This is a genomic window from Flavobacterium galactosi (genome assembly GCF_048158585.1).
In the GTDB taxonomy this organism is placed as follows: Bacteria; Bacteroidota; Bacteroidia; order Flavobacteriales; family Flavobacteriaceae; genus Flavobacterium; species Flavobacterium galactosi.
The window spans coordinates 69,634-90,369 of the sequence record NZ_JBLNKV010000001.1 but is presented as its reverse complement, the minus strand read 5'-3'; the positions used below and the strand labels follow the sequence as shown (position 1 = coordinate 90,369).

Annotated in this window: 19 protein-coding genes; 6 read left to right on the top strand and 13 right to left on the bottom strand. The window is 33.3% G+C overall.

From position 1 onward, the window contains the following. Positions 1–12 precede the first annotated feature (12 nt). A complete protein-coding gene (locus ACM55M_RS00385; protein WP_416848891.1) occupies positions 13–1,041 on the bottom strand; it encodes a rod shape-determining protein in 1,029 nt (342 codons plus the stop codon). A gap of 53 nt (positions 1,042–1,094) precedes the next feature. Next, the gene (purH, locus tag ACM55M_RS00380; RefSeq protein WP_416848892.1) at positions 1,095–2,621 is read right to left on the bottom strand and encodes a bifunctional phosphoribosylaminoimidazolecarboxamide formyltransferase/IMP cyclohydrolase; all 1,527 of its coding nucleotides are present in this window, start codon (positions 2,619–2,621) and stop codon (positions 1,095–1,097) included. A 164-nt stretch (positions 2,622–2,785) separates the two neighbouring features. On the opposite strand from purH, the gene ACM55M_RS00375 reads away from it, so the two are divergent. Next, the gene (locus ACM55M_RS00375) at positions 2,786–4,036 is read left to right on the top strand and encodes an ABC transporter permease (RefSeq protein WP_416855477.1); all 1,251 of its coding nucleotides are present in this window, start codon (positions 2,786–2,788) and stop codon (positions 4,034–4,036) included. Positions 4,037–4,169: 133 nt separating this feature from the next. Here the strand turns inward: ACM55M_RS00375 and accD are convergent, their stop codons facing one another. From accD to tamL, 3 genes are all read right to left on the bottom strand, one after another. Next, positions 4,170–5,024: an acetyl-CoA carboxylase, carboxyltransferase subunit beta gene (accD, locus tag ACM55M_RS00370; protein WP_416855476.1), complete on the bottom strand. Its 855-nt coding sequence runs from the start codon at positions 5,022–5,024 to the stop codon at positions 4,170–4,172. Positions 5,025–5,127: 103 nt separating this feature from the next. Beyond that, a complete protein-coding gene (gene fbaA / locus ACM55M_RS00365; RefSeq protein WP_416855475.1) occupies positions 5,128–6,195 on the bottom strand; it encodes a class II fructose-bisphosphate aldolase in 1,068 nt (355 codons plus the stop codon). Positions 6,196–6,254: 59 nt separating this feature from the next. Next, positions 6,255–8,819: a translocation and assembly module lipoprotein TamL gene (tamL, locus tag ACM55M_RS00360; RefSeq protein ID WP_416855474.1), complete on the bottom strand. Its 2,565-nt coding sequence runs from the start codon at positions 8,817–8,819 to the stop codon at positions 6,255–6,257. 37 nt (positions 8,820–8,856) lie between these two features. On the opposite strand from tamL, the gene ACM55M_RS00355 reads away from it, so the two are divergent. Then, positions 8,857–9,588 carry a TrmH family RNA methyltransferase gene (locus tag ACM55M_RS00355; protein WP_416855473.1) on the top strand — a complete coding sequence of 244 codons (732 nt, stop codon included), beginning with the start codon at positions 8,857–8,859 and terminating at the stop codon, positions 9,586–9,588. Positions 9,589–9,609: 21 nt separating this feature from the next. Here the strand turns inward: ACM55M_RS00355 and porT are convergent, their stop codons facing one another. Both porT and ubiE read right to left on the bottom strand, forming a co-directional pair. Further along, entirely contained in the window at positions 9,610–10,314 is a 705-nt protein-coding gene (porT, locus tag ACM55M_RS00350; protein WP_416855472.1) for a type IX secretion/gliding motility protein PorT/SprT, read from the bottom strand. A 1-nt stretch (position 10,315) separates the two neighbouring features. Then, a complete protein-coding gene (gene ubiE / locus ACM55M_RS00345) occupies positions 10,316–11,047 on the bottom strand; it encodes a bifunctional demethylmenaquinone methyltransferase/2-methoxy-6-polyprenyl-1,4-benzoquinol methylase UbiE (protein WP_416855471.1) in 732 nt (243 codons plus the stop codon). 219 nt (positions 11,048–11,266) lie between these two features. Between ubiE and ACM55M_RS00340 the strand changes: the two genes are divergently transcribed. Further along, positions 11,267–11,584 carry a hypothetical protein gene (locus ACM55M_RS00340; protein ID WP_416855470.1) on the top strand — a complete coding sequence of 106 codons (318 nt, stop codon included), beginning with the start codon at positions 11,267–11,269 and terminating at the stop codon, positions 11,582–11,584. 55 nt (positions 11,585–11,639) lie between these two features. Here ACM55M_RS00340 and ACM55M_RS00335 read toward each other — a convergent pair whose 3' ends face one another. Both ACM55M_RS00335 and ACM55M_RS00330 read right to left on the bottom strand, forming a co-directional pair. After that, the gene (locus tag ACM55M_RS00335) at positions 11,640–12,122 is read right to left on the bottom strand and encodes a dihydrofolate reductase (RefSeq protein WP_416855469.1); all 483 of its coding nucleotides are present in this window, start codon (positions 12,120–12,122) and stop codon (positions 11,640–11,642) included. A gap of 14 nt (positions 12,123–12,136) precedes the next feature. After that, complete coding sequence (locus ACM55M_RS00330) at positions 12,137–12,469, bottom strand: 2TM domain-containing protein (protein ID WP_416855468.1); 333 nt, start codon at positions 12,467–12,469, stop codon at positions 12,137–12,139. Positions 12,470–12,706: 237 nt separating this feature from the next. Here ACM55M_RS00330 and ACM55M_RS00325 point away from each other — a divergent pair, with 237 nt between their 5' ends. After that, positions 12,707–13,003 (top strand): isoamylase early set domain-containing protein, encoded by a 297-nt coding sequence (locus tag ACM55M_RS00325; RefSeq protein ID WP_416848903.1) that lies wholly within the window; start codon positions 12,707–12,709, stop codon positions 13,001–13,003. Positions 13,004–13,066: 63 nt separating this feature from the next. Here the strand turns inward: ACM55M_RS00325 and ACM55M_RS00320 are convergent, their stop codons facing one another. From ACM55M_RS00320 to ACM55M_RS00305, 4 genes are all read right to left on the bottom strand, one after another. After that, positions 13,067–13,891: a thymidylate synthase gene (locus ACM55M_RS00320; RefSeq protein ID WP_416855467.1), complete on the bottom strand. Its 825-nt coding sequence runs from the start codon at positions 13,889–13,891 to the stop codon at positions 13,067–13,069. A gap of 89 nt (positions 13,892–13,980) precedes the next feature. Beyond that, positions 13,981–14,610, bottom strand: coding sequence for a bifunctional nuclease domain-containing protein (locus ACM55M_RS00315; protein WP_416855466.1), 630 nt, complete (start codon positions 14,608–14,610; stop codon positions 13,981–13,983). A 143-nt stretch (positions 14,611–14,753) separates the two neighbouring features. After that, the gene (locus tag ACM55M_RS00310) at positions 14,754–15,722 is read right to left on the bottom strand and encodes an electron transfer flavoprotein subunit alpha/FixB family protein (RefSeq protein ID WP_416855465.1); all 969 of its coding nucleotides are present in this window, start codon (positions 15,720–15,722) and stop codon (positions 14,754–14,756) included. 85 nt (positions 15,723–15,807) lie between these two features. Then, positions 15,808–16,554: an electron transfer flavoprotein subunit beta/FixA family protein gene (locus ACM55M_RS00305; protein WP_416855464.1), complete on the bottom strand. Its 747-nt coding sequence runs from the start codon at positions 16,552–16,554 to the stop codon at positions 15,808–15,810. A 452-nt stretch (positions 16,555–17,006) separates the two neighbouring features. Between ACM55M_RS00305 and ACM55M_RS00300 the strand changes: the two genes are divergently transcribed. Continuing rightward, the gene (locus ACM55M_RS00300) at positions 17,007–17,987 is read left to right on the top strand and encodes a pyruvate dehydrogenase complex E1 component subunit beta (RefSeq protein ID WP_039110800.1); all 981 of its coding nucleotides are present in this window, start codon (positions 17,007–17,009) and stop codon (positions 17,985–17,987) included. Between the two features lie 133 nt (positions 17,988–18,120). Continuing rightward, positions 18,121–20,607, top strand: a complete 2,487-nt coding sequence (locus ACM55M_RS00295; RefSeq protein ID WP_416855463.1) for a DUF5686 and carboxypeptidase-like regulatory domain-containing protein — start codon at positions 18,121–18,123, stop codon at positions 20,605–20,607. Positions 20,608–20,736: the final 129 nt, after the last annotated feature.

The window sequence follows — 20,736 nt, the reverse complement described above, 5'->3', positions numbered from 1 at the left end:
TGTCAATAAACCTTATTTTATCAAGATACTTTTAAATTTCGCAAGGTTTTTCAGTGCCATACCAGTTCCTCTAACTACTGCTCTTAATGGATCTTCAGCTATATAAACAGGTAAATCTGTTTTTTGTGAGATCCTTTTGTCGAGACCTCTTAACATAGATCCTCCACCGGCAAGATATATACCTGTATTGTAAATATCTGCTGCTAATTCTGGAGGTGTTTGAGATAAGGTTTCCATTACAGCATCCTCAATTCGTTGAATTGATTTATCTAATGCTTTTGCAATTTCACGGTAAGATACTTCTACTTGTTTTGGTTTACCGGTAAGTAAATCTCTTCCTTGAACTGACATGTCTTCTGGAGGAGTTTCTAAGTCTTCAATTGCGGCTCCAATTTGGATTTTTATTTTCTCTGCAGTACTTTCTCCCACAAAAAGATTGTGTTGGGTACGCATATAATATACAATATCATTTGTAAAAACATCACCGGCAATTTTTACCGATTTGTCACATACAATTCCGCCTAATGCAATTACTGCAATTTCAGTTGTTCCACCACCGATATCAACAATCATGTTTCCTTTTGGTTGCATAATGTCAATTCCAATACCAATAGCTGCTGCCATAGGTTCGTGTATCAAATAGACTTCCTTCCCGTTTACTCTTTCACAAGATTCTTTAACCGCTCTCATTTCCACTTCGGTAATTCCAGAAGGAATACAAACAACCATTCTTAATGCGGGAGTAAACATTCTTTTCTTTAATGCCGGGATGCTTTTTATAAACATACTGATCATTTTTTCAGAGGCATCGAAATCCGCAATTACACCATCTTTTAACGGTCTTATCGTCTTAATGTTTTCATGTGTTTTACCCTGCATCATGTTGGCTTCTTTACCAACAGCAATGATTTTGCCTGAAACTCTATCACGAGCTACTATTGAGGGGCTGTCAATTACGACTTTATCATTATGTATGATTAAAGTATTAGCGGTACCAAGGTCTATCGCAATATCCTCGGTCATGAAATCAAAAAATCCCATAAGTTTTTTAAGGGTTAAAAGTTATAAATTTGTGACGGGCAAAGTTAAACAAATTAATGTTTAAAATGACGAGTTCCTGTAAATACCATTGCAACTTTATTTTCATTACAATAATTAATGCTCAATTCGTCTTTTATTGATCCTCCTGGTTGGATTACAGCTGTTATGCCTGCTTTTTTTGCTATTTCCACACAATCAGGAAAAGGGAAAAAAGCATCGCTTGCCATAGACGCGCCATGTAAATCAAATCCAAAAGTTTTTGCTTTTTCAATGGCTTGTAATAAGGCGTCAACTCTTGATGTTTGCCCTGTACCTGACGCAATAAGTGTACCATTTTTTGCAAAAACAATCGTATTTGATTTTGTGTTTTTACAAATTTTGGAAGCAAATATTAAATCTTGAACTTCTTGTTCAGTTGGTGCTGTAGTGGTAACGGTTCTTAAGTCTTCTTTATTGTCGGTTATACTATTTCTTTCTTGAACTAAAATTCCGTTTAAGCAAGTTCGTACTTGTTTTTGCGGTAAAGCTACTTCGTTTTGAACTAGTATAATTCTGTTTTTCTTCTCTTGTAAAATGGCAGTAGCTTCAGTGTCATATTCCGGAGCAATTACTACTTCACAAAATAATTTGTTTATTTCTGTTGCAGTCGCTACGTCAATTTTAGTATTGGAAATCAATACACCTCCAAAAGCTGAAGTTGGATCACAGGCCAATGCAGCATTGTAAGCCTCGCTAATAGTTTTTCTTGTCGCTAAGCCACAAGCATTATTGTGTTTTAATATGGCAAAAGTAGGGCCGTCATTTTTGAATTCATTAATCAAATTCACCGCAGCATCTACATCTAATAAGTTGTTGTATGATAATTCTTTTCCGTGAACTTTTTTGAACATAGCATCAAAATCTCCAAAGAAAAATCCTTTTTGATGTGGATTTTCTCCATATCTTAAGACTTGACCATGAGCAATACTTTGTTTGTAAACAGTTTCGTCAGTGTTGAAATAATTGAAGATTGCTGTATCGTAATGTGATGAAACATGAAAGGCTTTTGTAGCCAATAATTTTCTGTTGGCAAGAGTAGTAGCTCCGTTTTGATCTGTGATCAAATCTAAAAGCAAACTATACTCTTCAACCGAAGCCACGATTACAGTGTCTTTAAAGTTTTTTGCGGCAGCACGAATCAATGAAATACCGCCAATGTCAATCTTTTCAATAATATCTGATTCACTTGCTCCTGAAGCAACTGTTTTTTCAAATGGGTATAAATCAACTATCACTAAATCAATTTGCGGGATGTTGAACTCTTGCATTTGTTGCACATCACTGTCGTTGTCTTGACGGTTTAGGATTCCTCCAAAAACTTTTGGATGTAAAGTTTTTACTCTTCCACCAAGAATAGAAGGATAAGAAGTTACATCTTCAACAGGAACTACAGGGATTCCTAAATTTTTTATAAAATCTTCGGTTCCTCCAGTAGAGTAAAGTATGACATTTTGTTCGTGCAGTTTTCTTACAATTGGTTCAAGACCTTCTTTTGAGAATACCGAAATTAATGCAGATTGAATAGTTTTTGTCGTGTTCATTGTGTAGTTATAATTATAAAGTGCAAAAATAGTTTTTTTTTGATTATAAAATTCAATGAATTTGTGTAACATTATCTTAAAAAAACATACCTATGCATAGGTGTATTTTTATTAAGTTTATGAATTAAATTTTTAGAAAATTACTTTAACCCAAAAAAGAATTTATGGTAGTTTATCTTCGATTATTAAAAGAAAGTTTTGGTTTTGCAATGAATGCTTTACGAAATAATAAATTAAGGACTTTGCTTTCTTTGTTAGGGGTTACTATTGGTATTTTTTCAATAATAGCAGTGCTTGCGGCAGTAGATTCCCTCGACAGGAAAATTACCAAAGACTTAAGCAGCTTGGATAAAAACACGATTTATTTAATGAAATTTTCTTTTGGCCCTTCCGATGTTCCACAATGGAAGAGAGAGCAGTTTCCAAATGTAAAGTATGATGAATACACCTACATGAAAGGGGTTATGACGAATACGGACCAAATGGGATATCAAATATTTACTAAAAGAGAATCCATAAAATACGATTCTAAAACGGTCAGTGATGTCAATATTGTTCCGGTTTCCTATGAATTTATAGATATTCAAGGGCTGGAATTTGATAAAGGACGATTTTATAACGAGTCTGAGGCTAATTCCGGAGCTACAGTAATTGTTTTAGGAAATGAAATTGCAAAATCCTTGTTTGAAAATACCGAGCCTATCGGGAAAAATGTTCGTTTGTATGGAAAGCGTTTTACTGTTATCGGCGTTTTGAAAAAACAAGGTGCTGGATTGTTTGGGGATAGCGATGATACTTCTGCTTTTATTCCAGTAAATTTTGTACGTCAACTATATGGCGATAACAATACGTCATTGACAAACGTAATCGTTTTTAAGCCCGAAAGCGGGGTTGATATGGAAGCTTATAAAAGTGAAATATCCCAAAAACTAAGAAGTTATAGAGGTTTGAAGGCAGGGGAAATTGACAACTTCTTTGTTAATGTGTTTTCTGGATTTACTGATTTTATTGATGGTATTTTAGGTCAAATGAATCTTGTAGGTTGGATTATCAGTGGGTTTTCTTTGCTTGTAGGTGGTTTTGGGATTGCTAATATTATGTTTGTTTCGGTAAAAGAACGCACGAACTTAATAGGAATTCAAAAATCATTGGGTGCCAAAAATAAATTTATATTGTTTCAATTTTTATTTGAAGCGATAATACTTTCCGTAATTGGTGGGATAATTGGACTTTTATTAGTTTGGATAATTTCAGTTGTTTTAACTAAAGTATTGGATTTTGAATTTGTTTTAGGGATGGGGAATATTCTCTTGGGAACTGGCTTGGCTGCTTTGATTGGATTGATTTCAGGAATCTTGCCTGCCATCGCGGCTTCAAAACTAGATCCTGTTGAGGCGATTAGAACGGGAATGTAATTTCTAAAAGAGAATCTAAAATTTATATAAAAACGGCTTTCAAAATTATTTGAAAGCCGTTTTTATTTCATTGAATCTTAAAAAAAATAAAATTATAAGTGCATAAAAAATCCCGATTGCTCGGGATTTTCGTTTATCTAATATTGTTGTTTTGAATTAAATCAATGTACAAGTTAATCTTGTCTTTCAATTCTTTTCGTGGCGTTATAAAGTCTAAGAAACCATGTTCAAGAAGAAACTCAGCGGTTTGAAAACCTTCGGGTAAATCTTTACCTGTAGTGTCTCGTACTACTCTTGGTCCGGCAAATCCAATTAATGCCCCTGGTTCAGAAATGTTAATGTCTCCTAACATAGCATAAGAAGCGGTTGTACCTCCAGTTGTTGGATCCGTACATAATGAAATGTAAGGAAGTTTTGCTTCGGCAAGTTGAGCCAGTTTAACGGATGTTTTAGCTAACTGCATCAAAGAATAAGCTGCTTCCATCATTCTTGCCCCACCCGATTTAGAAATCATTACAAACGGTAATTTGTTTTTAATGGCGTGATCGATTCCTCTTGCGATTTTTTCGCCCACTACAGCTCCCATAGAACCGCCAATAAAGGCAAAATCCATACAGCAGATTACCAGTTCTTTTCCTTTGGATTTTCCAACTCCTGTGCGCACTGCGTCCTTAAGTTTGGTTTTTTCCATCACATCTTTTAATCGGTCAGCATATTTTTTTGTGTCAACAAAATGCAAAGGATCTTTAGAAGTCATGTTTTTATCTAATTCAACAAATTCATTGTTGTCAAATAAAATTTGGAAATATTCGGCACTTCCAATTCTGACATGAAAACCATCTTCGGGACTTACAAATAAGTTACGAGCTAGTTCATCGGCATCAATAATTTTTCCAGTTGGAGATTTGTACCAAAGCCCTTTTGGAATATCCATTTTGTCTTCGGTAGCAGTAGTAATCCCTTTTTCTTTTCTTTTAAACCAAGCCATTTTTCTAGTATTCAGTGTTCAGTAATCCGTTCCTGTAGTTTCTGGTTTAGATTTCAAATCCCGATAGTTACATCGGGATTCAAAAACTTTAAACTTAATTTTATTATAGTGTATTCACATTGTTTAAGTCAGCAAATGCTTGCTCAAGTCTTGTGTTGAAAGTAACTTCGCTTTCACGTAACCATTTTCTTGGGTCGTAGTATTTTTTGTTTGGCGCATCAGCACCTTCTGGGTTTCCAATTTGAGTTTTCAAATAGTCAATATTTTTAACCATGTAATCACGAATACCTTCAGTAAATGCAAATTGCAAATCTGTGTCAATATTCATTTTTATTACACCGTAGCTAATACCTTCTCTGATTTCTTCCAATGTAGAACCTGAACCACCATGGAAAACGAAATCTACTGGATTAGCCCCTGTGTTGAATTTGTTTTGTACAAAATCTTGAGAATTTTTTAAGATTTTTGGAGTCAATTTTACATTTCCGGGTTTGTAAACACCGTGAACGTTACCAAAAGCTGCTGCAATTGTAAATCTAGGACTTACTTTTGAAAGTTCTTCGTAAGCGTAAGCTACTTCTTCAGGTTGGGTATATAATTTTGAGCTGTCAACATCAGAGTTGTCAACACCATCTTCTTCACCACCTGTAATTCCAAGTTCGATTTCTAGTGTCATTCCCATTTTGCTCATTCTTTCTAAATAGCCTTTGCAAATTTCGATGTTTTCTTCGATAGGCTCTTCAGATAAATCAATCATATGAGAAGAGAATAATGGTTTTCCAGTTTTAGCAAAATGTGCTTCTGAAGCATCTAATAAACCATCAATCCAAGGTAATAATTTTTTTGCACAATGGTCAGTATGTAAAATTACTGTTGCTCCGTAAGCTTCCGCCAAAGTGTGAATGTGTAATGCTCCAGCTATTCCACCAGCGATTGCTGCTTTTTCACCTGCATTAGAAAGCCCTTTTCCTGCATTAAACTGTGCTCCTCCATTAGAAAATTGGATGATAACTGGCGCATTTAATTTAGCTGCAGTTTCAAGAACACCATTGATAGTATTTGATCCCGTAACATTTACTGCCGGTAATGCAAATCCTTTTTCTTTAGCATAGTTGAAAATTTCCTGTACTTGATCTCCTGTAGCTACGCCCGGTTTTATGTTGTGTGCCATTGTAATTCTTTTTAGTTGTTTTTTAGTTTTTAGTTTGCAAAAATAAGAATTAATTAGCATTAGAATGGATAATTTATTCCAAAATTTAAAACAGAGTGTCCAAAATTGTATTCTCGAAACCATCGTTTGTTAGTTTCATTGGCCGGATTGTAGGTTTTAAATCCTAAATCAAATCGAATTACAAAAAAGCTTAAATCGTATCGCAGTCCAAATCCAGAGCCTAAGGCTATGTCTTTTAAATCGTTTAGATTCTTAAAGGTAGACTTTTCATCCGTTACATTATCAAGTACATTCCAGATGTTTCCGGCATCGGCAAAAAGAGCTCCTTTTAGACTGCCTAATACTTTAAATCTAAATTCACCGCTAATAGCAATTTTCATATTTGCTTCGTTAAAATCATTTGAAGCGCCGCTGCTTCCAGGACCTAAACTATAAGGTTGCCATGCTCTGTTATCATTGGAACCACCGGAGAAATAACTTCTTGAAAATGGAACGTTATTCGAATTGCCAAAAGGGATTGCTATTCCGAAGAAAGTTCTAATGGTAAGCACTTTCTCTTTCGTTAAATCCCAGTGTTTGATATAATCGAACTCCGTTTTTATATATTCTGAATATTCTAAATTGAATATGTCATAATTGTTGTCTGAGTTTTTAGTGAAATTTGCCGTTTTCGAAAGTAAGGATAATAAAGTTCCAGCAGATTCAATTTTTGTTCTGAAGAGATAAAAGTTATTGTCCAGTATATCTGTTTTGGTAGTTTTAGAGAAGCTATAACTTGTAGCCAGAATAAAATCATTCTCGGTAAGTCTAACTCTTCGCTCTTCGATGCTTTTTATGTTTTTATAATTTTCATCCGAAGGGATTAATGAAGTATTTCCATTCAAAACATCATCAGTGAATCCTAATGTTCCATCTTCGATTATCAAATCTTTATCAATGGGATTATTAAAATAGTCTGGATTTGTATTGTATGTTTTTCCAAGATCATTCAATGCATTGTATGAAGATCTATACACATTAAAATAATTTTGTGGATTTAGATTTCGTACAAATTGTGCGTTAAAAAGATCAAAACGAGCCGTATTGTTTCTTTTTGGAGTCCAATTATAGGATAATGCTCCGGTAAAATTTTCTTTGTCCAAACCAATATTTCTTTGCTTTGCGAAACCTGCAGTAATAAGAGTGGAAGGGATCATGCTTTTTGGAATAATTTTTTCAGTTCCAAAAGGCATGAAAATTCTTGGAAAACTTAGTTTTAAATCCAGTCCATATTCTGAAACATTAAAAAAGGTATTGTTGGGATTTGCTAAATCTTTTGATGAACCTATATTTCCACGAGCCGCAATTTCTAATGTTTCTGCACCATTAAAAACGTTTCTTATGGTTTCTGAAACACTTAATCCAATACCAATATCTTGAATATTAGAATGGGTAACATCTAGTGTTGTTCCAAAACTATATTTTTTTCGTGGGGTTAAATATACTTTTGCAATTAGTGATTGAGCGGTTGAGTCTCTGGGATCAACTTCATATTGTATCGAGGGATAGTTGAAAATTTTCAGATTATTTAAATAACGAGTCGTTAGCACTGTTTTATAATCGGCAAATAATGTCCCTTTTGTAATAAAAATGGCATTTGTTATGGCACGAGGTTTGTATTTTATTTTTTTGCGACCGTACAAATTGAAATTGTTATAAGTAATGGTGTCAGTTATTTTTTGGTCATTGCCATTCGGTAAATAATCAGTATAAATATTTACATCACTTATTTTATACAGCTTGAAAGGTTCTGTTTTACTGGAGTCTTGTTGTTGATAAGAATAATTGTTGATGATCAAATTTACATCTGCTTTATTTACTTTTTTAATGGTGTCTAAATCAAAAGTGATGTAGTTAGGCTGAAAATAATACGCACCATTGTTTCTGAAGTTGGTGGTAATTCTGTTTTTTTCATCTTCAAAATCAGCCGTTTTATATTGCTTTCCGGACTTAATTAAAGTTTTAGACTTGTTTATTTCATACAATGAGTCGAGTGCCGGAGTCAAAATGGTTGTAGTTAATGAATCCAATAAATAAGGCTCTTGGGTAGTTATCGCATATTTGATTTCGGCTCTTTTAGTTTTTAAAGTATCTATTTTATAAGTGGCCTTAACATTAAAATAGCCATTGTTAAAGTAATAATACTTCAATCTTAAAATTGATTTGTCAGTTTTTGTTTGGTCAATAATTACAGGCGCTTCTCCAGTTTTTTTTAGAAAATCATGAATACCATGGTATAAAAATGATTTTCCGAGTCGGTCAACTTGTTTCGCAGAAAGCCAATTTGATTGTCTTTTGTATTTTTCGGGATTATTTGTAAACTTAGCTTGGTATGTGGAGTCTGGATTAAGATTAGCTAAATTATATAAATTCAAACGCAAACGAAAGCCCAAGAATAAGGTGCTGTTTGGTTTTTGATACAGTTGATTAAAAACAATTTCTTCTTTTGTGTTCTTGTTATTTACTAAAACTTCGTTTTTAGTAAGCAATAGTTTGCCTTCTGGAACTCTTTTTTCAGCGTTACATGCGCATATTAATATTGCAATTAGAATAAATGCTGTTATTTTTGTGGAAATGTTTTTCAAGTGTTCTAAAATATTTAATTCAAAAGTACATTATTTTATGGTTAGTAAAAACCAAATAAAACTTATAACGAGTTTACAGCAAAAAAAATATAGATTCACCAATAAATTATTTTTTGCCGAAGGCGTAAAAGTAATTCAGGAGTTATTACAGTCAAATTTTGAACTGGAACATTTGTACACGACACAAAATGATTTTGAAGAAGTTTCAGATGCAAAAAAAACGGGTATTGATGCTAATGATTTAAAAAAAATAAGCGCTCTTGCATCTCCTAATTCTTGTTTGGCAGTTTTTAAAATGCCTATTGAGAAAAAAATGATTGAATCTGGATTGATTCTCGCTCTTGATAATATTCGCGATCCGGGGAATTTAGGTACGATATTGCGATTGTGTGACTGGTTTGGGATTCATCAATTAGTGTGTTCTAAGGAAACGGTTGATATTTATAATCCAAAAGTAGTTCAAGCTACAATGGGCTCTATCGCAAGAGTAAATGTTAGTTACATAGATTTGAATGCTTTTGTGGCGCATACTAAATTACCTGTTTTTGGGACTTTTATGGATGGAGAGAATATCTACAAAACCAGTTTGCCCCAGGAAGGAATCATCATTATGGGAAATGAAGCCAATGGAATTTCATCTGAAATTGAAAAACTAGTTCAAAACAGACTTACAATTCCTCGTTTCGGAGAAATTCAAAAGACAGAAAGTTTAAATGTGGCTACTGCAACGGCAATTATTCTTAGTGAATTTAGAAGAAATTCTCAATAAAATTTTTACGAACAATTGATTTTAATGAAACGTAAAATTGATAAAAACAGCTCTGGATTTTATTGACTCTATGTTGCCAGTCCAAGGACTATTAGGGTCTTTGTCTCTAATAAGTTCATCTTTAAGTCCAAAAACACCTCTTATCGAAGGAGAAAATATAAAGTAAGGGGAAAAGAAATCGATACCCAAGCCCATTTCATAATTTGTTGTCCAAGGTTTTACTCTAAAACGTTGTGCTGAATTATCGTCTATTGATTTTGAATTGCTAGATAAATTTAAAGTTGTAGACAATCCTCCAACAACGTACGGACGAATATTTCCGGTTCTAAGGGATAAGAATTTTAATAGTAATGGAAAATGAATGTAAGTACTGTTTACTTCTCTCAGAATATCTTTTTTTGCTGTAAACCCAGGGTAATACAAATCTCTTTTAGTATAATATAAACCTGGTTCAAATCGTAAACTGATATATTTATGAAGCTTTAAATCACCAACAATTCCCACATTAAAGCCCGTTGTTTTCTTTACTTGAATATCAGGCCCAACGGTTTTATAATCAATTTTAAAATCATAAGAATTGAAACCTAAAAAATATCCAAAATAGAGTCTTTTATTTTGAAAATTTTCCAAGTTAATTATAGGATCCTTGCTAAACATGTTTTTATTAAACTGTGCGAATCCATTGAGATTGAAAGTTAATAAAACTAAAATAATTATTTTTTTCATCTTATTTTTTAGAAGCAGAATAAATGGTGGCCACGCCAAATGTTTGTGGCATTGCTATAACATCTATAAACCCAATTTTCCTCAAAATATTGTTTAATACTTCACCGTAAGGAAAAGCAGCTGAAGATTCAGATAAATAACCATACGCTACATTGTCTTTGGAAAATAATTTTCCTATTAGTGGCAGTATGTTTTTACTGTAAAAAGTATATCCTTGTTTGTAGGGGGTTTTTTCCGGTACTGAGGTTTCTAAAATCACAAAAACACCATTTGGTTTCAAAACTCTTAAGATTTCGGCCAAACCTTTTTCGAGGGTTTCAAAATTTCTAACACCAAAAGCTACTGTGATGGCGTCAAAATAATTGTCCTCAAAAGGCATGTTTTCAGAGTCACCTAAAATCATTTCTATAGTATTAGATAAATTCTTTGCAATAATTTTTTTCTTGCCAACTTCAAGCATTCCTGCAGAAATATCTAATCCTATGATTTTTTCAGCGTTAGTTTGTGCCATCAAAATAGCTAAGTCACCAGTTCCTGTTGCAATATCCAGAATTATTTTTGGATTGGACTTAGCAACAATTTTCAAAACTTTTTTGCGCCATTTAATATCAATACCAAAGGAAATGACACGATTAAGATTGTCATAATTTCCAGATATGGTGTCAAACATTTTTGCAACTTGTTCTTTTTTGCCTAACGTTGAATTTTTATAAGGTGTTATGTTCTTCGACATTTTTTTAATTTTTACAAATATAATACAAAGTGTACAAACTAAAAATCAGTTTCAGGATTAGCGGTAAACTTTATTTTACGTAGAAAAAGAGTATTAGTTTTATTCTTTAGAAGTAATTATAAATTGATTATACTGAATCGCAAATATCACTAAAAGTGGGTATTGCAACAAATCTTTTTATTGTTCAATTTTACATTATAATATTTAAAATATTTATCAATGATTAATAGGGATTCAATGACCCAAATCAAATGGTTGTTTCTTGCGTTAACAATGTCATTTGTTCTTGTGAGCAGTTTTGAAACTACTATTTTACAAAATGGTATTGTATTTAAAGCGCAACATACGTTCTTAGGATTAAATTTGTTTTTGGAAATTTTGATTTTCTTTGTCTTTAATACCTTCGTGGTATTTGGTATTAAAGGCTTTTTTGAAATGTACTCTCAAAAATTATCAAATGTTATTATCTCCATATCTGGAGTGTTACTGGTATTTGTGATTTTTATTTTGAGTTATCAAATACTGTTTCAAGTATAGGTCAGTTTCCCTTGTCATTGTTAAATAAAAAAACATCCCAAAATGGGATGTTTTTTTATTTTCTGGAAAAAGTTTGATACGTATAGTCGTAAAGGTGTTTTTCGTCTTTTTCATTAAATTTAGATACTGTAATTTCCCATTCTTCAAGATCGATTTCAGGAAAAAAAGCATCTGCTTCAAAACTATTATGAACTCTTGTGATTTCAATCTTGTCAGTAAAAGGTAGTCCCAGGCTGTAAATTTCTCCTCCTCCAATAATAAAAGAGGTTTTGTTTTCTGGGCAAATTGCCAAGGCCTTTTCCATACTATCTACTACAATACAGCCTTCGGGGTGGTATTCTTTCTGTCTAGATATCACAATGTGAGTACGATTAGGTAATGGTTTTGGGAAGCTTTCAAAAGTTTTTCTGCCCATTATAATATGATGTCCGGAAGTAAGTGTTTTAAACCTTTTGAAATCATTAGGAAGATGCCAAACCAATTTATTGTTTTCTCCAAGTGCATTATTTTCGGCAACAGCCGCAATCATTATTATCATAGTTCTCTTAATTTTTAGATAGAGGATTCTTCGTTGATTTTTGTTTCTAATTGATCAATTTTTTTTTGCTGAAGTGTAACCAGTCGGTCTATTTGTTCTCTTTCCCAATCTTTATTCATGAAACGATCTGTAATATATACTTTTATAAAGTGCAAAATGAAAATAAAAAGCCATATTGTAATTCCCCAAATATACCTATCCGAATCTACGTCAATTCCAAAAAATTTATTGGATATAAATAAAAACAAACTTCCTAAAAGAAGCAAAACAAAATGGAAATAGAGTCTTTTTTTTTGCTTAATTCTTCTTCTAGCATACTCATATTGTTCATGTTGATATTTTTCCATAGGTTAAATTTTGTTTATAAAGATAAATTTTATTTTGTAAAAGCACTATTTTTGATTGGTGATTATTTAGTAAGAAAACGTTTTCTTATTTAAGATATAAAAATTTAGATTAAGATAATTAGGAATTTATTTAAAAATTAACATTGTTTGTGTTATTCTGCTAAAACTTCATGTCCTTTGTTGAAAGTTCACTTGAATTTATTTTCTTTGTCTCATAATTCTAAAAATGAAATAGTTATGTCAATAAAGAAACAATTTGTAAAAACAAAACCAGTTTGTAAAGTTACATTTTCAGTAGAAGCAAAGCAAGCTACATCAGCATCAGTGGTTGGTGATTTTAATAATTGGAATTTAACCGAAGGCGCTTTAAGTAAATTGAAAAATGGAACTTTCAAAGCGACTTACGACTTAAACAAAGACGCGTCTTATCAGTTTAAATACGTAATAGATGGAGAGTTCGTTAATGAGCCAGAAGCAGATTCATTTGTATGGAATGATTTCGCCGGTGCTGAGAATAGTGTTTTATCGATCTAATTAATATATAAAAATCCGCTGTGAAGCGGATTTTTTTATTTTATCGTATTAGTTGTTATTGTTTTAGACTGCAACGCTTCCTTTTATAAGGGCGTGTGGTTCATAACCTTCAAGGGTGAAATCTTCAAAATCAAAATCAAAAATATTTTTAATTTCAGGATTCAAAATCATTTTTGGTAATGGTTTTGGTTCGCGTGACAATTGTAATTCCAGTTGCTCAAAGTGATTGTTATAAATATGTGCGTCACCAAAAGTGTGAATAAATTCGCCTGGTTCTAATTCGCAAACTTGTGCAATCATCATGGTTAGCAATGCGTAGGAAGCAATATTAAATGGAACGCCTAAGAAAATATCGGCGCTTCGCTGGTATAATTGACAGGATAATTTTCCGTTGGAAACATAGAACTGAAAAAATGCATGGCATGGCGGTAGCGCCGCTTTGTTATTGGCTACATTTTCCTCAAAAGACTTTTTTGTATCTGGAAGTACAGAGGGATTCCAAGCTGAAACAAGCATTCTACGGCTGTTTGGGTTGGTTTTCAATTCCGTGATAAGGTCACTGATTTGATCTATTTCTTCGCTATTCCAGTTACGCCATTGATGGCCATAGACAGGACCCAAATCTCCGTTGGCATCAGCCCAAGCGTCCCAAATTTTCACTCCATTTTCTTGAAGATACTTAATATTTGTGTCGCCTTTGAGGAACCAAAGCAATTCGTAAATAATAGATTTTAGGTGTAGTTTTTTGGTGGTAACCATTGGAAAACCCTCACTCAAATCAAAACGCATTTGATAACCAAACACACTTTTAGTTCCCGTTCCGGTTCGATCTCCTTTTTGACAACCGTTTTCCATTACGTGTTGCACTAAATCTAAATATTGCTTCATTTTATTTGGGGTTAATCGGATAACCAGTTACAGTTTAATCAGGAAATAGATGTCAATTAAGCGATTAAACAAATCAATGATTAAATGTATTACGCTTCTCTCTTTGAAATTTCGTCTCTAATCTTAGCCGCTTTTTCGTAATCTTCATGTTCTACAGCTTGATCTAGTAACTCGTTTAATTCCTGTAAACTGTGTTTAGAATAAGTATGTCCTGATTGATTCGTTTCTTCTTCATGACCAAAGGTGTCCGGATTAGACAGTACATCATCTATTTCCTGTGAATCTTTATTGGCTTCCAAAGGATTTGCTTTCAAATAAATTCCAGCTTTATCCAGGATGTTTTTATAAGTATAAATTGGGGCGTTGAAACGCAATGCTAAAGCAATAGCATCGGATGTTCTGGCGTCTATTATTTCTTCAATTTTATCTCTTTCACAAATGATACTGGAATAAAAAACACCATCTACCAGTTTGTGAATAATGACTTGTTTTACTATAATATCAAAACGCTCAGCAAAATTTTTGAATAAATCATGTGTCAAAGGACGAGGTGGTTTGATTTCCTTCTCTAAAGCAATTGCAATAGATTGGGCTTCAAAAGCGCCTATGACAATAGGTAATTTTCGTTCACCGTCAACTTCATTCAAAATCAAAGCATACGCTCCGTTTTGGGTTTGACTGTATGAAATCCCTTTAATTGATAATTTAACTAAGCTCATAGTTGTTAAAATGGGAAAGTACGATGTACTTGTTTTTTTAAATAAAAATTAGGTGCGATTTTTTAATCAAAAAAAATGCTGCCCAAAAGCAAAGATACAAATATCTTATTTTTTTAGGCAGCAATTTGAACAGATTTATTGAATTATGACTGTTGTGCTTTAAAAGCTTTAAATTTTTCAATTAATTTAGGAACAATTTCAAAAGCATCTCCTACAATTCCGTAATCGGCTACTTTGAAGAATGGAGCTTCGGGGTCGCTATTGATTACTACTTTTACTTTAGAAGAATTGATTCCTGCAATGTGTTGAATTGCTCCTGAAATTCCGATTGCAATATACAAGTTTGTGGCAACAGGTTTTCCTGTTTGTCCTACGTGTTCCCCATGAGGTCTCCAACCTAAATCTGAAACTGGTTTTGAACAAGCAGTTGCAGCACCAAGTACCGCAGCTAATTCTTCAATCATTCCCCAGTTTTCAGGTCCTTTTAATCCACGTCCACCAGAAACTACGATATCCGCATCGGCGATGGAAACTTTCCCAGATCCTTTTTCTACGGATTCTACTTTTACACCAAAATCATTATCTTCAATTGTTGGATTGAAATCTTCTTGGGTTAATGTAGAATCATTTTCAAAAACACCATACGAGTTTTTAGCAAGACCAAGTACTTTTACATCCGTAGCAATTTCGGTAATATTGAACGCTTTGTTTGAAAAAGCATTTCTTTTTACTTGAAAAGGAGCTGTACTTACCGGTAAACCTACCACATTTGACGCAAATCCAGCTTCTAGGGCTACTGCCACAAGTGATGAAAGGTAAATACTGTCTGTTGTAGATGAAAGTAAAATCAATTTAGCACTTTCTTTTTGAGCCGCTTGTTTGATTACATCAGCATAGGCTTTTGCTGTAAAACCGGATAATTTATCGTTGTTTACTTTTAGTACTTTATCTACTCCGTATTTTGATAATTCCGAAACATCTCCGGCGTTTACGGTTACGGCTGTAACTGTAGTTCCTAGTGATTCGGCTACTTTTTTTGCATAAGAAGCTAATTCGAAAGCTACTTTCTTAAATTTCCCCTCTGCGTATTCTGCGTATATTAATATTGACATATTTTTTATTATTTTAAATGTTGAATTATAAATTTTAAATGTATTTGAGAACGTTAATTCACAATTTAAAATTCATAATTTAAAATTATATTACCTTTGCTTCGTTGTGTAATAAATTAATTAATTCATCTAAATTGTCAGGTAAAATTAATTTTACTGCTGATTTTGGTGCTGGTTTTTCAAATTTTACCGCTTTAGTGTTTACTGAAGCTTCAACTGGTTCGAGTATGGTCAAAACTTTGGTTCTTGCCGTCATAATTCCTCTCATGTTAGGAATACGCAAGTCTTTTTCTTCAACCAATCCTTTTTGTCCACCAATGATTAAGGGTAAAGTTGTGCTTACCGTTTCTTTCCCGCCATCAATCTCGCGAACTGCTTTTACATTTGTGCCATCGACAGTGATGCTTGTGCACGAATTTAGGAAATTATACCCTAAAATGCCTGCAATCATTCCAGGCACCATACCACCATTATAGTCTAATGATTCTTTTCCTGCGATGATTACATCGTAAGCGCCATTTTTAATTACTTCGGCTAGTTGTTTGGCAACAAAAAATCCGTCTGTAGGAGTGGCGTTAACACGAATGGCTTCGTTTGCGCCTATTGCTAATGCTTTTCTTAAAGTAGGTTCGGTTTCTGGCCCTCCAACATTGACAACCGTAACGGTTGCGCCTTGTTGTTCTTGAAACCAAATAGCACGTGTCAAACCAAATTCATCATTTGGATTAATTACGTATTGTACGCCGTTAGTGTCAAATTCAGAATCACCATTGACGAAGTTAATCTTTGAAGTAGTATCAGGAACGTGACTGATGCAAACTAATATTTTCATAAGTATTGATTTTATTATTCGAAATTTGTTGTACAAAATTAGAATAATAATTTGAATAATTTACTATGCATGCATAATATTTTTTAATACTATTACGTTTTCGTTATTTCGTAATAAAAAAGAATCTTTTTTTAATAAGCGATTGATTGTTTATTAATTTGAATGAATTAATGATAAAAATCCAACAAAAAGAAATCAAATTGTTGCTTTCGGCTTGTCGATTAAGATCTATAAATCGAGGAGAAGTTGCTTGAAATGTGCAAATTCTTGATACTATATCGATTTCGTAGCCCGGATAGCAGCGGTATCCTTCCTGTGGTTCCTTTAACCACAGGAAGATATAGCGTATAGCCGGAAATAGCTCCTGATTATTTTAAAGTGATTTATGCTTTTAAGTGGTTTAAAATATTTATTTTTGCTTTTCGAAAATTACACATATACAACATACAACTATGAGAACTATACAATTTAGAGAGGCCATTTGCGAAGCGATGAGCGAAGAAATGCGTCGCGATGAGTCCATATACTTAATGGGTGAAGAAGTTGCAGAATATAATGGAGCATACAAAGCATCTAAAGGAATGCTAGCTGAATTTGGCGAAAAAAGAGTAATTGACACTCCAATTGCGGAACTTGGTTTTACCGGTATTGCAGTAGGTTCGGCAATGAACGGCTGTAGACCAATTGTTGAATATATGACTTTCAATTTCTGTTTAGTGGGGATTGACCAAATAATAAATAACGCTGCTAAAATGCGTCAGATGACAGGTGGACAATTCAATGTGCCTATCGTTTTTCGTGGACCAACCGCTTCGGCAGGACAATTAGGAGCGACACACTCTCAAGCACTTGAAAACTGGTTTGCGAATACTCCAGGTCTTAAAGTAGTAGTTCCATCAAATGTTTACGATGCTAAAGGATTATTGAAATCAGCTATTCGTGATAATGATCCTGTGATTTTCATGGAATCAGAACAAATGTATGGTGATAAAGGGGAAGTTCCAGATGGTGAATATACTATTCCAATTGGTGTTGCCGATATTAAACGTGAAGGGACTGATGTAACTATCGTCTCTTTTGGAAAAATCATCAAAGAAGCCTATATCGCTGCAGATGAGTTAGCCAAAGAAGGAATCTCCTGTGAAATTATCGATTTAAGAACGGTTCGTCCTTTGGATTTTGAAACGATTTTGACTTCGGTTAAAAAAACAAACAGATTGGTGATTCTTGAAGAAGCTTGGCCATTTGCAAGTGTTTCTTCTGAGATTACTTATTTAGTTCAAGAACGTGCTTTCGATTTTCTTGATGCGCCTATTCAACGTATCACTACTGCTGATACTCCAGCGCCGTACTCTCCAGTATTGCTTAAAGAGTGGTTGCCTAATGCAGGTGATGTTGTAAAAGCAGTTAAAAAAGTATTGTATAAAAAATAGATTTTTTTAAGAATTTGTTTTTTAAATAAAATTTAACAGTCAACAGTGAATTTTAGAATAATCTAGATTTCTAAATACCTATATTTGAAACTTCATCAATTGTTTATTTGATGAAGTTTTTTTTTGAATGATTATGAAAAAGCGTTTCTTATTTATCTTATTTTTTTTGTTTGCTTCAGCAAATGTTCTTTTTGCACAAACAAAAGTTAGCGGAATTGTTGTAGACAAAACAAATCAGCCCATTCCTTTTGCCAATGTTGTTTTTAAAGATTCGAATGAAGGTGTAGTTTCGAATGAAGATGGGCGCTTTTACATCGAATCTGCCAAAACGTATACGGTCATCGTAATATCATCGGTAGGGTTTTCTGAGAAGGAAATTACTTTAAATAAGCTGGTGAATTATAATTTTAAAATTCAATTAAACGAAGCCGAAAGCCTCAAGGAAGTAGTGATTTTTACTGGTAAAACTTCTAAAAAGAACAATCCTGCACTTGATATTCTTAGAAAAATTTGGGAACACAAGCGTAAAAACGGCTTGAATTTATTTGCGCAATACCAAATGGAAAAGTATGAAAAGGTAGAGTTTGACATGAATACCATTGATAGTGCTTTTATGAAAAGTAAGCTTTTCAAAGGCATGGAATTTATTTTTAATCAAGTAGATACTTCCAAGATTACAGGGAAAACCTATTTGCCTATTTTTATAAATGAATCTTTGTATGATGTGTATGGGGATACTAAATTGAAGAAGGTAAAAGAGAAAATGAAAGCCAATAAAACGTCCGGTTTTGAAGGGAATCAACAAATTTTGACTTTTGTGAAAGATTTGTATTCTGATTATAATATTTATGAAAATCATCTTACGTTTTTTGATAAAAGTTTTACCAGCCCGCTATCTACAACTGGGGTTGATGTTTATAATTATGTGTTAAGAGACAGCGCGGTTGTTGATAAAAAATGGTGTTACAATATTATTTTTTATCCAAGACGTAAAAACGAATTGACTTTCAAAGGTGATTTTTGGGTAAATGATTCCACATTTGCTATAAAAAAAATCAACATGGCCGTTACAAAAAGTGCCAACATCAACTGGATAAAAGATATTTATTTAGAGCAGGAATTTGAAGTAATGAATGATTCTATTTTTCTTTTGACTCGTGATTATATGATGTCGGACTTTGCTTTAAACAAAAAAGAAAAATCAAAAGGACTTTATGGAAAGCGAACCTCTTTCTACAGAAACCACGAATTCAATAAAGAGAAGCCGGTTTCGTTTTATAAAGAGGAGGTTAATTATGTTGATAAATCGGTTTACGATAAATCGGATGATTTTTGGCATGAAAACCGTTTCGAAAATTTGAGTAAAGATGAGTTAGGCGTTTATAAAATGCTTGACACCTTGAAGACCGTTAGAAAATTCAAACAAATATCAAGTTCAGTAATGGTTCTGGCCAGTGGTTATGTACAATTTGGTCATATCGATTATGGTCCTATTTTTTCGACATTTGGATACAATGAGGTAGAGGGTGTTCGTTTACGTAGCGGAGCAAGAACTTATTTTGGCACAGCTGATACCTGGCGCTTACAAGGATATACCGCTTATGGCTTTAAAGACGATAAATTTAAATATGGATTTTCTGGAAAATGGATGGTGGATAAGAAAAATCGACTGATTTTATCTGGAGGAAACAGGCGTGATATAGAGCAAATAGGTTCAAGTTTGACCTCATCAACGGATGTCTTGGGCCGAAGTAATGCTTCATCAACGATTTTTTCTTCGGGGAGCAATGGAAAACTGACCAACATTAATTTAAGTACTGTTGCTTTAGAAATAGAACCTGTTAAAAATCTAACGTTTCAAACTGGGTTTTCATATCGAACTTTAGCCTCTGCTTCACCCACATTTAGTTTAGATTACTATACAAATACAGCTCAGACAATGATTAAAAGCGATGTGAAACAATCGGAATTTAATCTTAGGGTAGATTATACGCCAAAACGGAAGACCATTGGTTTTGCCGTAGAAAGAGATCTTGTAGACAGTCCTTTTAGTCAGGTTTATGTCAATTACAGCCATGGATTTAAAGGCTTGTTGAATAGTGATTTTAAATATGAAAAGATTCAATTGTATTACAAACAACCTATAATAATAGGGCCTTTAGGACGTTCGAATATTATTCTTGAAGTGGGGAAAACCTTTGGCACCATTCCTTTGGGGTTGATGAGTGTTATTCCAGGGAATCAAACTTTTTTCTCTAACGAAAGCACCTTTAGCAACCTCAATTATTATGAGTTTATATCAGATCAATATACAACGTTACAATGGAATCATAATTTTCAAGGGAGATTTTTTTCTAGAATCCCATTTATGAGAAAGCTTAATTGGAGGGAAATTATTGGAGTAAAAGGAGTTTATGGGACAATCTCAGATGCTAACAGAGCGATTAATGCTTCTGGATTAATTTACAATGCACCCGAAAAAGTGTACTGGGAATATAGCGCAGGAATCGGAAATATCTTCAAAGTACTGCGTATTGATTTCGCTTGGAGAGGCAGTTATTTAAATACACCGGATACCAATCGTTTTTCTGTAAAAGGATCATTTGGATTCTTTTTCTAATGGGAACTTGTTTCAGATTCGATTATACTTTTTTTATTTGAAGCTAATTCCAGCTATACACTATATCTTTTTATAAGGCGAAAAAAAATCGCCTTATAAAAAGGATGCCGTTTCTATCTGGGCTAAAAA

Bases quoted from the DNA above. Each gene is read 5' to 3' on its own strand.
- ACM55M_RS00385 (WP_416848891.1), bottom strand. From the start codon at position 1,041: ATGGGATTTTTTGATTTCATGACCGAGGATATTGCGATAGACCTTGGT.
- purH (WP_416848892.1), bottom strand. From the start codon at position 2,621: ATGAACACGACAAAAACTATTCAATCTGCATTAATTTCGGTATTCTCA.
- ACM55M_RS00375 (WP_416855477.1), top strand. From the start codon at position 2,786: ATGGTAGTTTATCTTCGATTATTAAAAGAAAGTTTTGGTTTTGCAATG.
- accD (WP_416855476.1), bottom strand. From the start codon at position 5,024: ATGGCTTGGTTTAAAAGAAAAGAAAAAGGGATTACTACTGCTACCGAA.
- fbaA (WP_416855475.1), bottom strand. From the start codon at position 6,195: ATGGCACACAACATAAAACCGGGCGTAGCTACAGGAGATCAAGTACAG.
- ACM55M_RS00355 (WP_416855473.1), top strand. From the start codon at position 8,857: ATGGTTAGTAAAAACCAAATAAAACTTATAACGAGTTTACAGCAAAAA.
- porT (WP_416855472.1), bottom strand. From the start codon at position 10,314: ATGAAAAAAATAATTATTTTAGTTTTATTAACTTTCAATCTCAATGGA.
- ubiE (WP_416855471.1), bottom strand. From the start codon at position 11,047: ATGTCGAAGAACATAACACCTTATAAAAATTCAACGTTAGGCAAAAAA.
- ACM55M_RS00340 (WP_416855470.1), top strand. From the start codon at position 11,267: ATGATTAATAGGGATTCAATGACCCAAATCAAATGGTTGTTTCTTGCG.
- ACM55M_RS00335 (WP_416855469.1), bottom strand. From the start codon at position 12,122: ATGATAATAATGATTGCGGCTGTTGCCGAAAATAATGCACTTGGAGAA.
- ACM55M_RS00330 (WP_416855468.1), bottom strand. From the start codon at position 12,469: ATGGAAAAATATCAACATGAACAATATGAGTATGCTAGAAGAAGAATT.
- ACM55M_RS00325 (WP_416848903.1), top strand. From the start codon at position 12,707: ATGTCAATAAAGAAACAATTTGTAAAAACAAAACCAGTTTGTAAAGTT.
- ACM55M_RS00320 (WP_416855467.1), bottom strand. From the start codon at position 13,891: ATGAAGCAATATTTAGATTTAGTGCAACACGTAATGGAAAACGGTTGT.
- ACM55M_RS00315 (WP_416855466.1), bottom strand. From the start codon at position 14,610: ATGAGCTTAGTTAAATTATCAATTAAAGGGATTTCATACAGTCAAACC.
- ACM55M_RS00310 (WP_416855465.1), bottom strand. From the start codon at position 15,722: ATGTCAATATTAATATACGCAGAATACGCAGAGGGGAAATTTAAGAAA.
- ACM55M_RS00305 (WP_416855464.1), bottom strand. From the start codon at position 16,554: ATGAAAATATTAGTTTGCATCAGTCACGTTCCTGATACTACTTCAAAG.
- ACM55M_RS00300 (WP_039110800.1), top strand. From the start codon at position 17,007: ATGAGAACTATACAATTTAGAGAGGCCATTTGCGAAGCGATGAGCGAA.
- ACM55M_RS00295 (WP_416855463.1), top strand. From the start codon at position 18,121: ATGAAAAAGCGTTTCTTATTTATCTTATTTTTTTTGTTTGCTTCAGCA.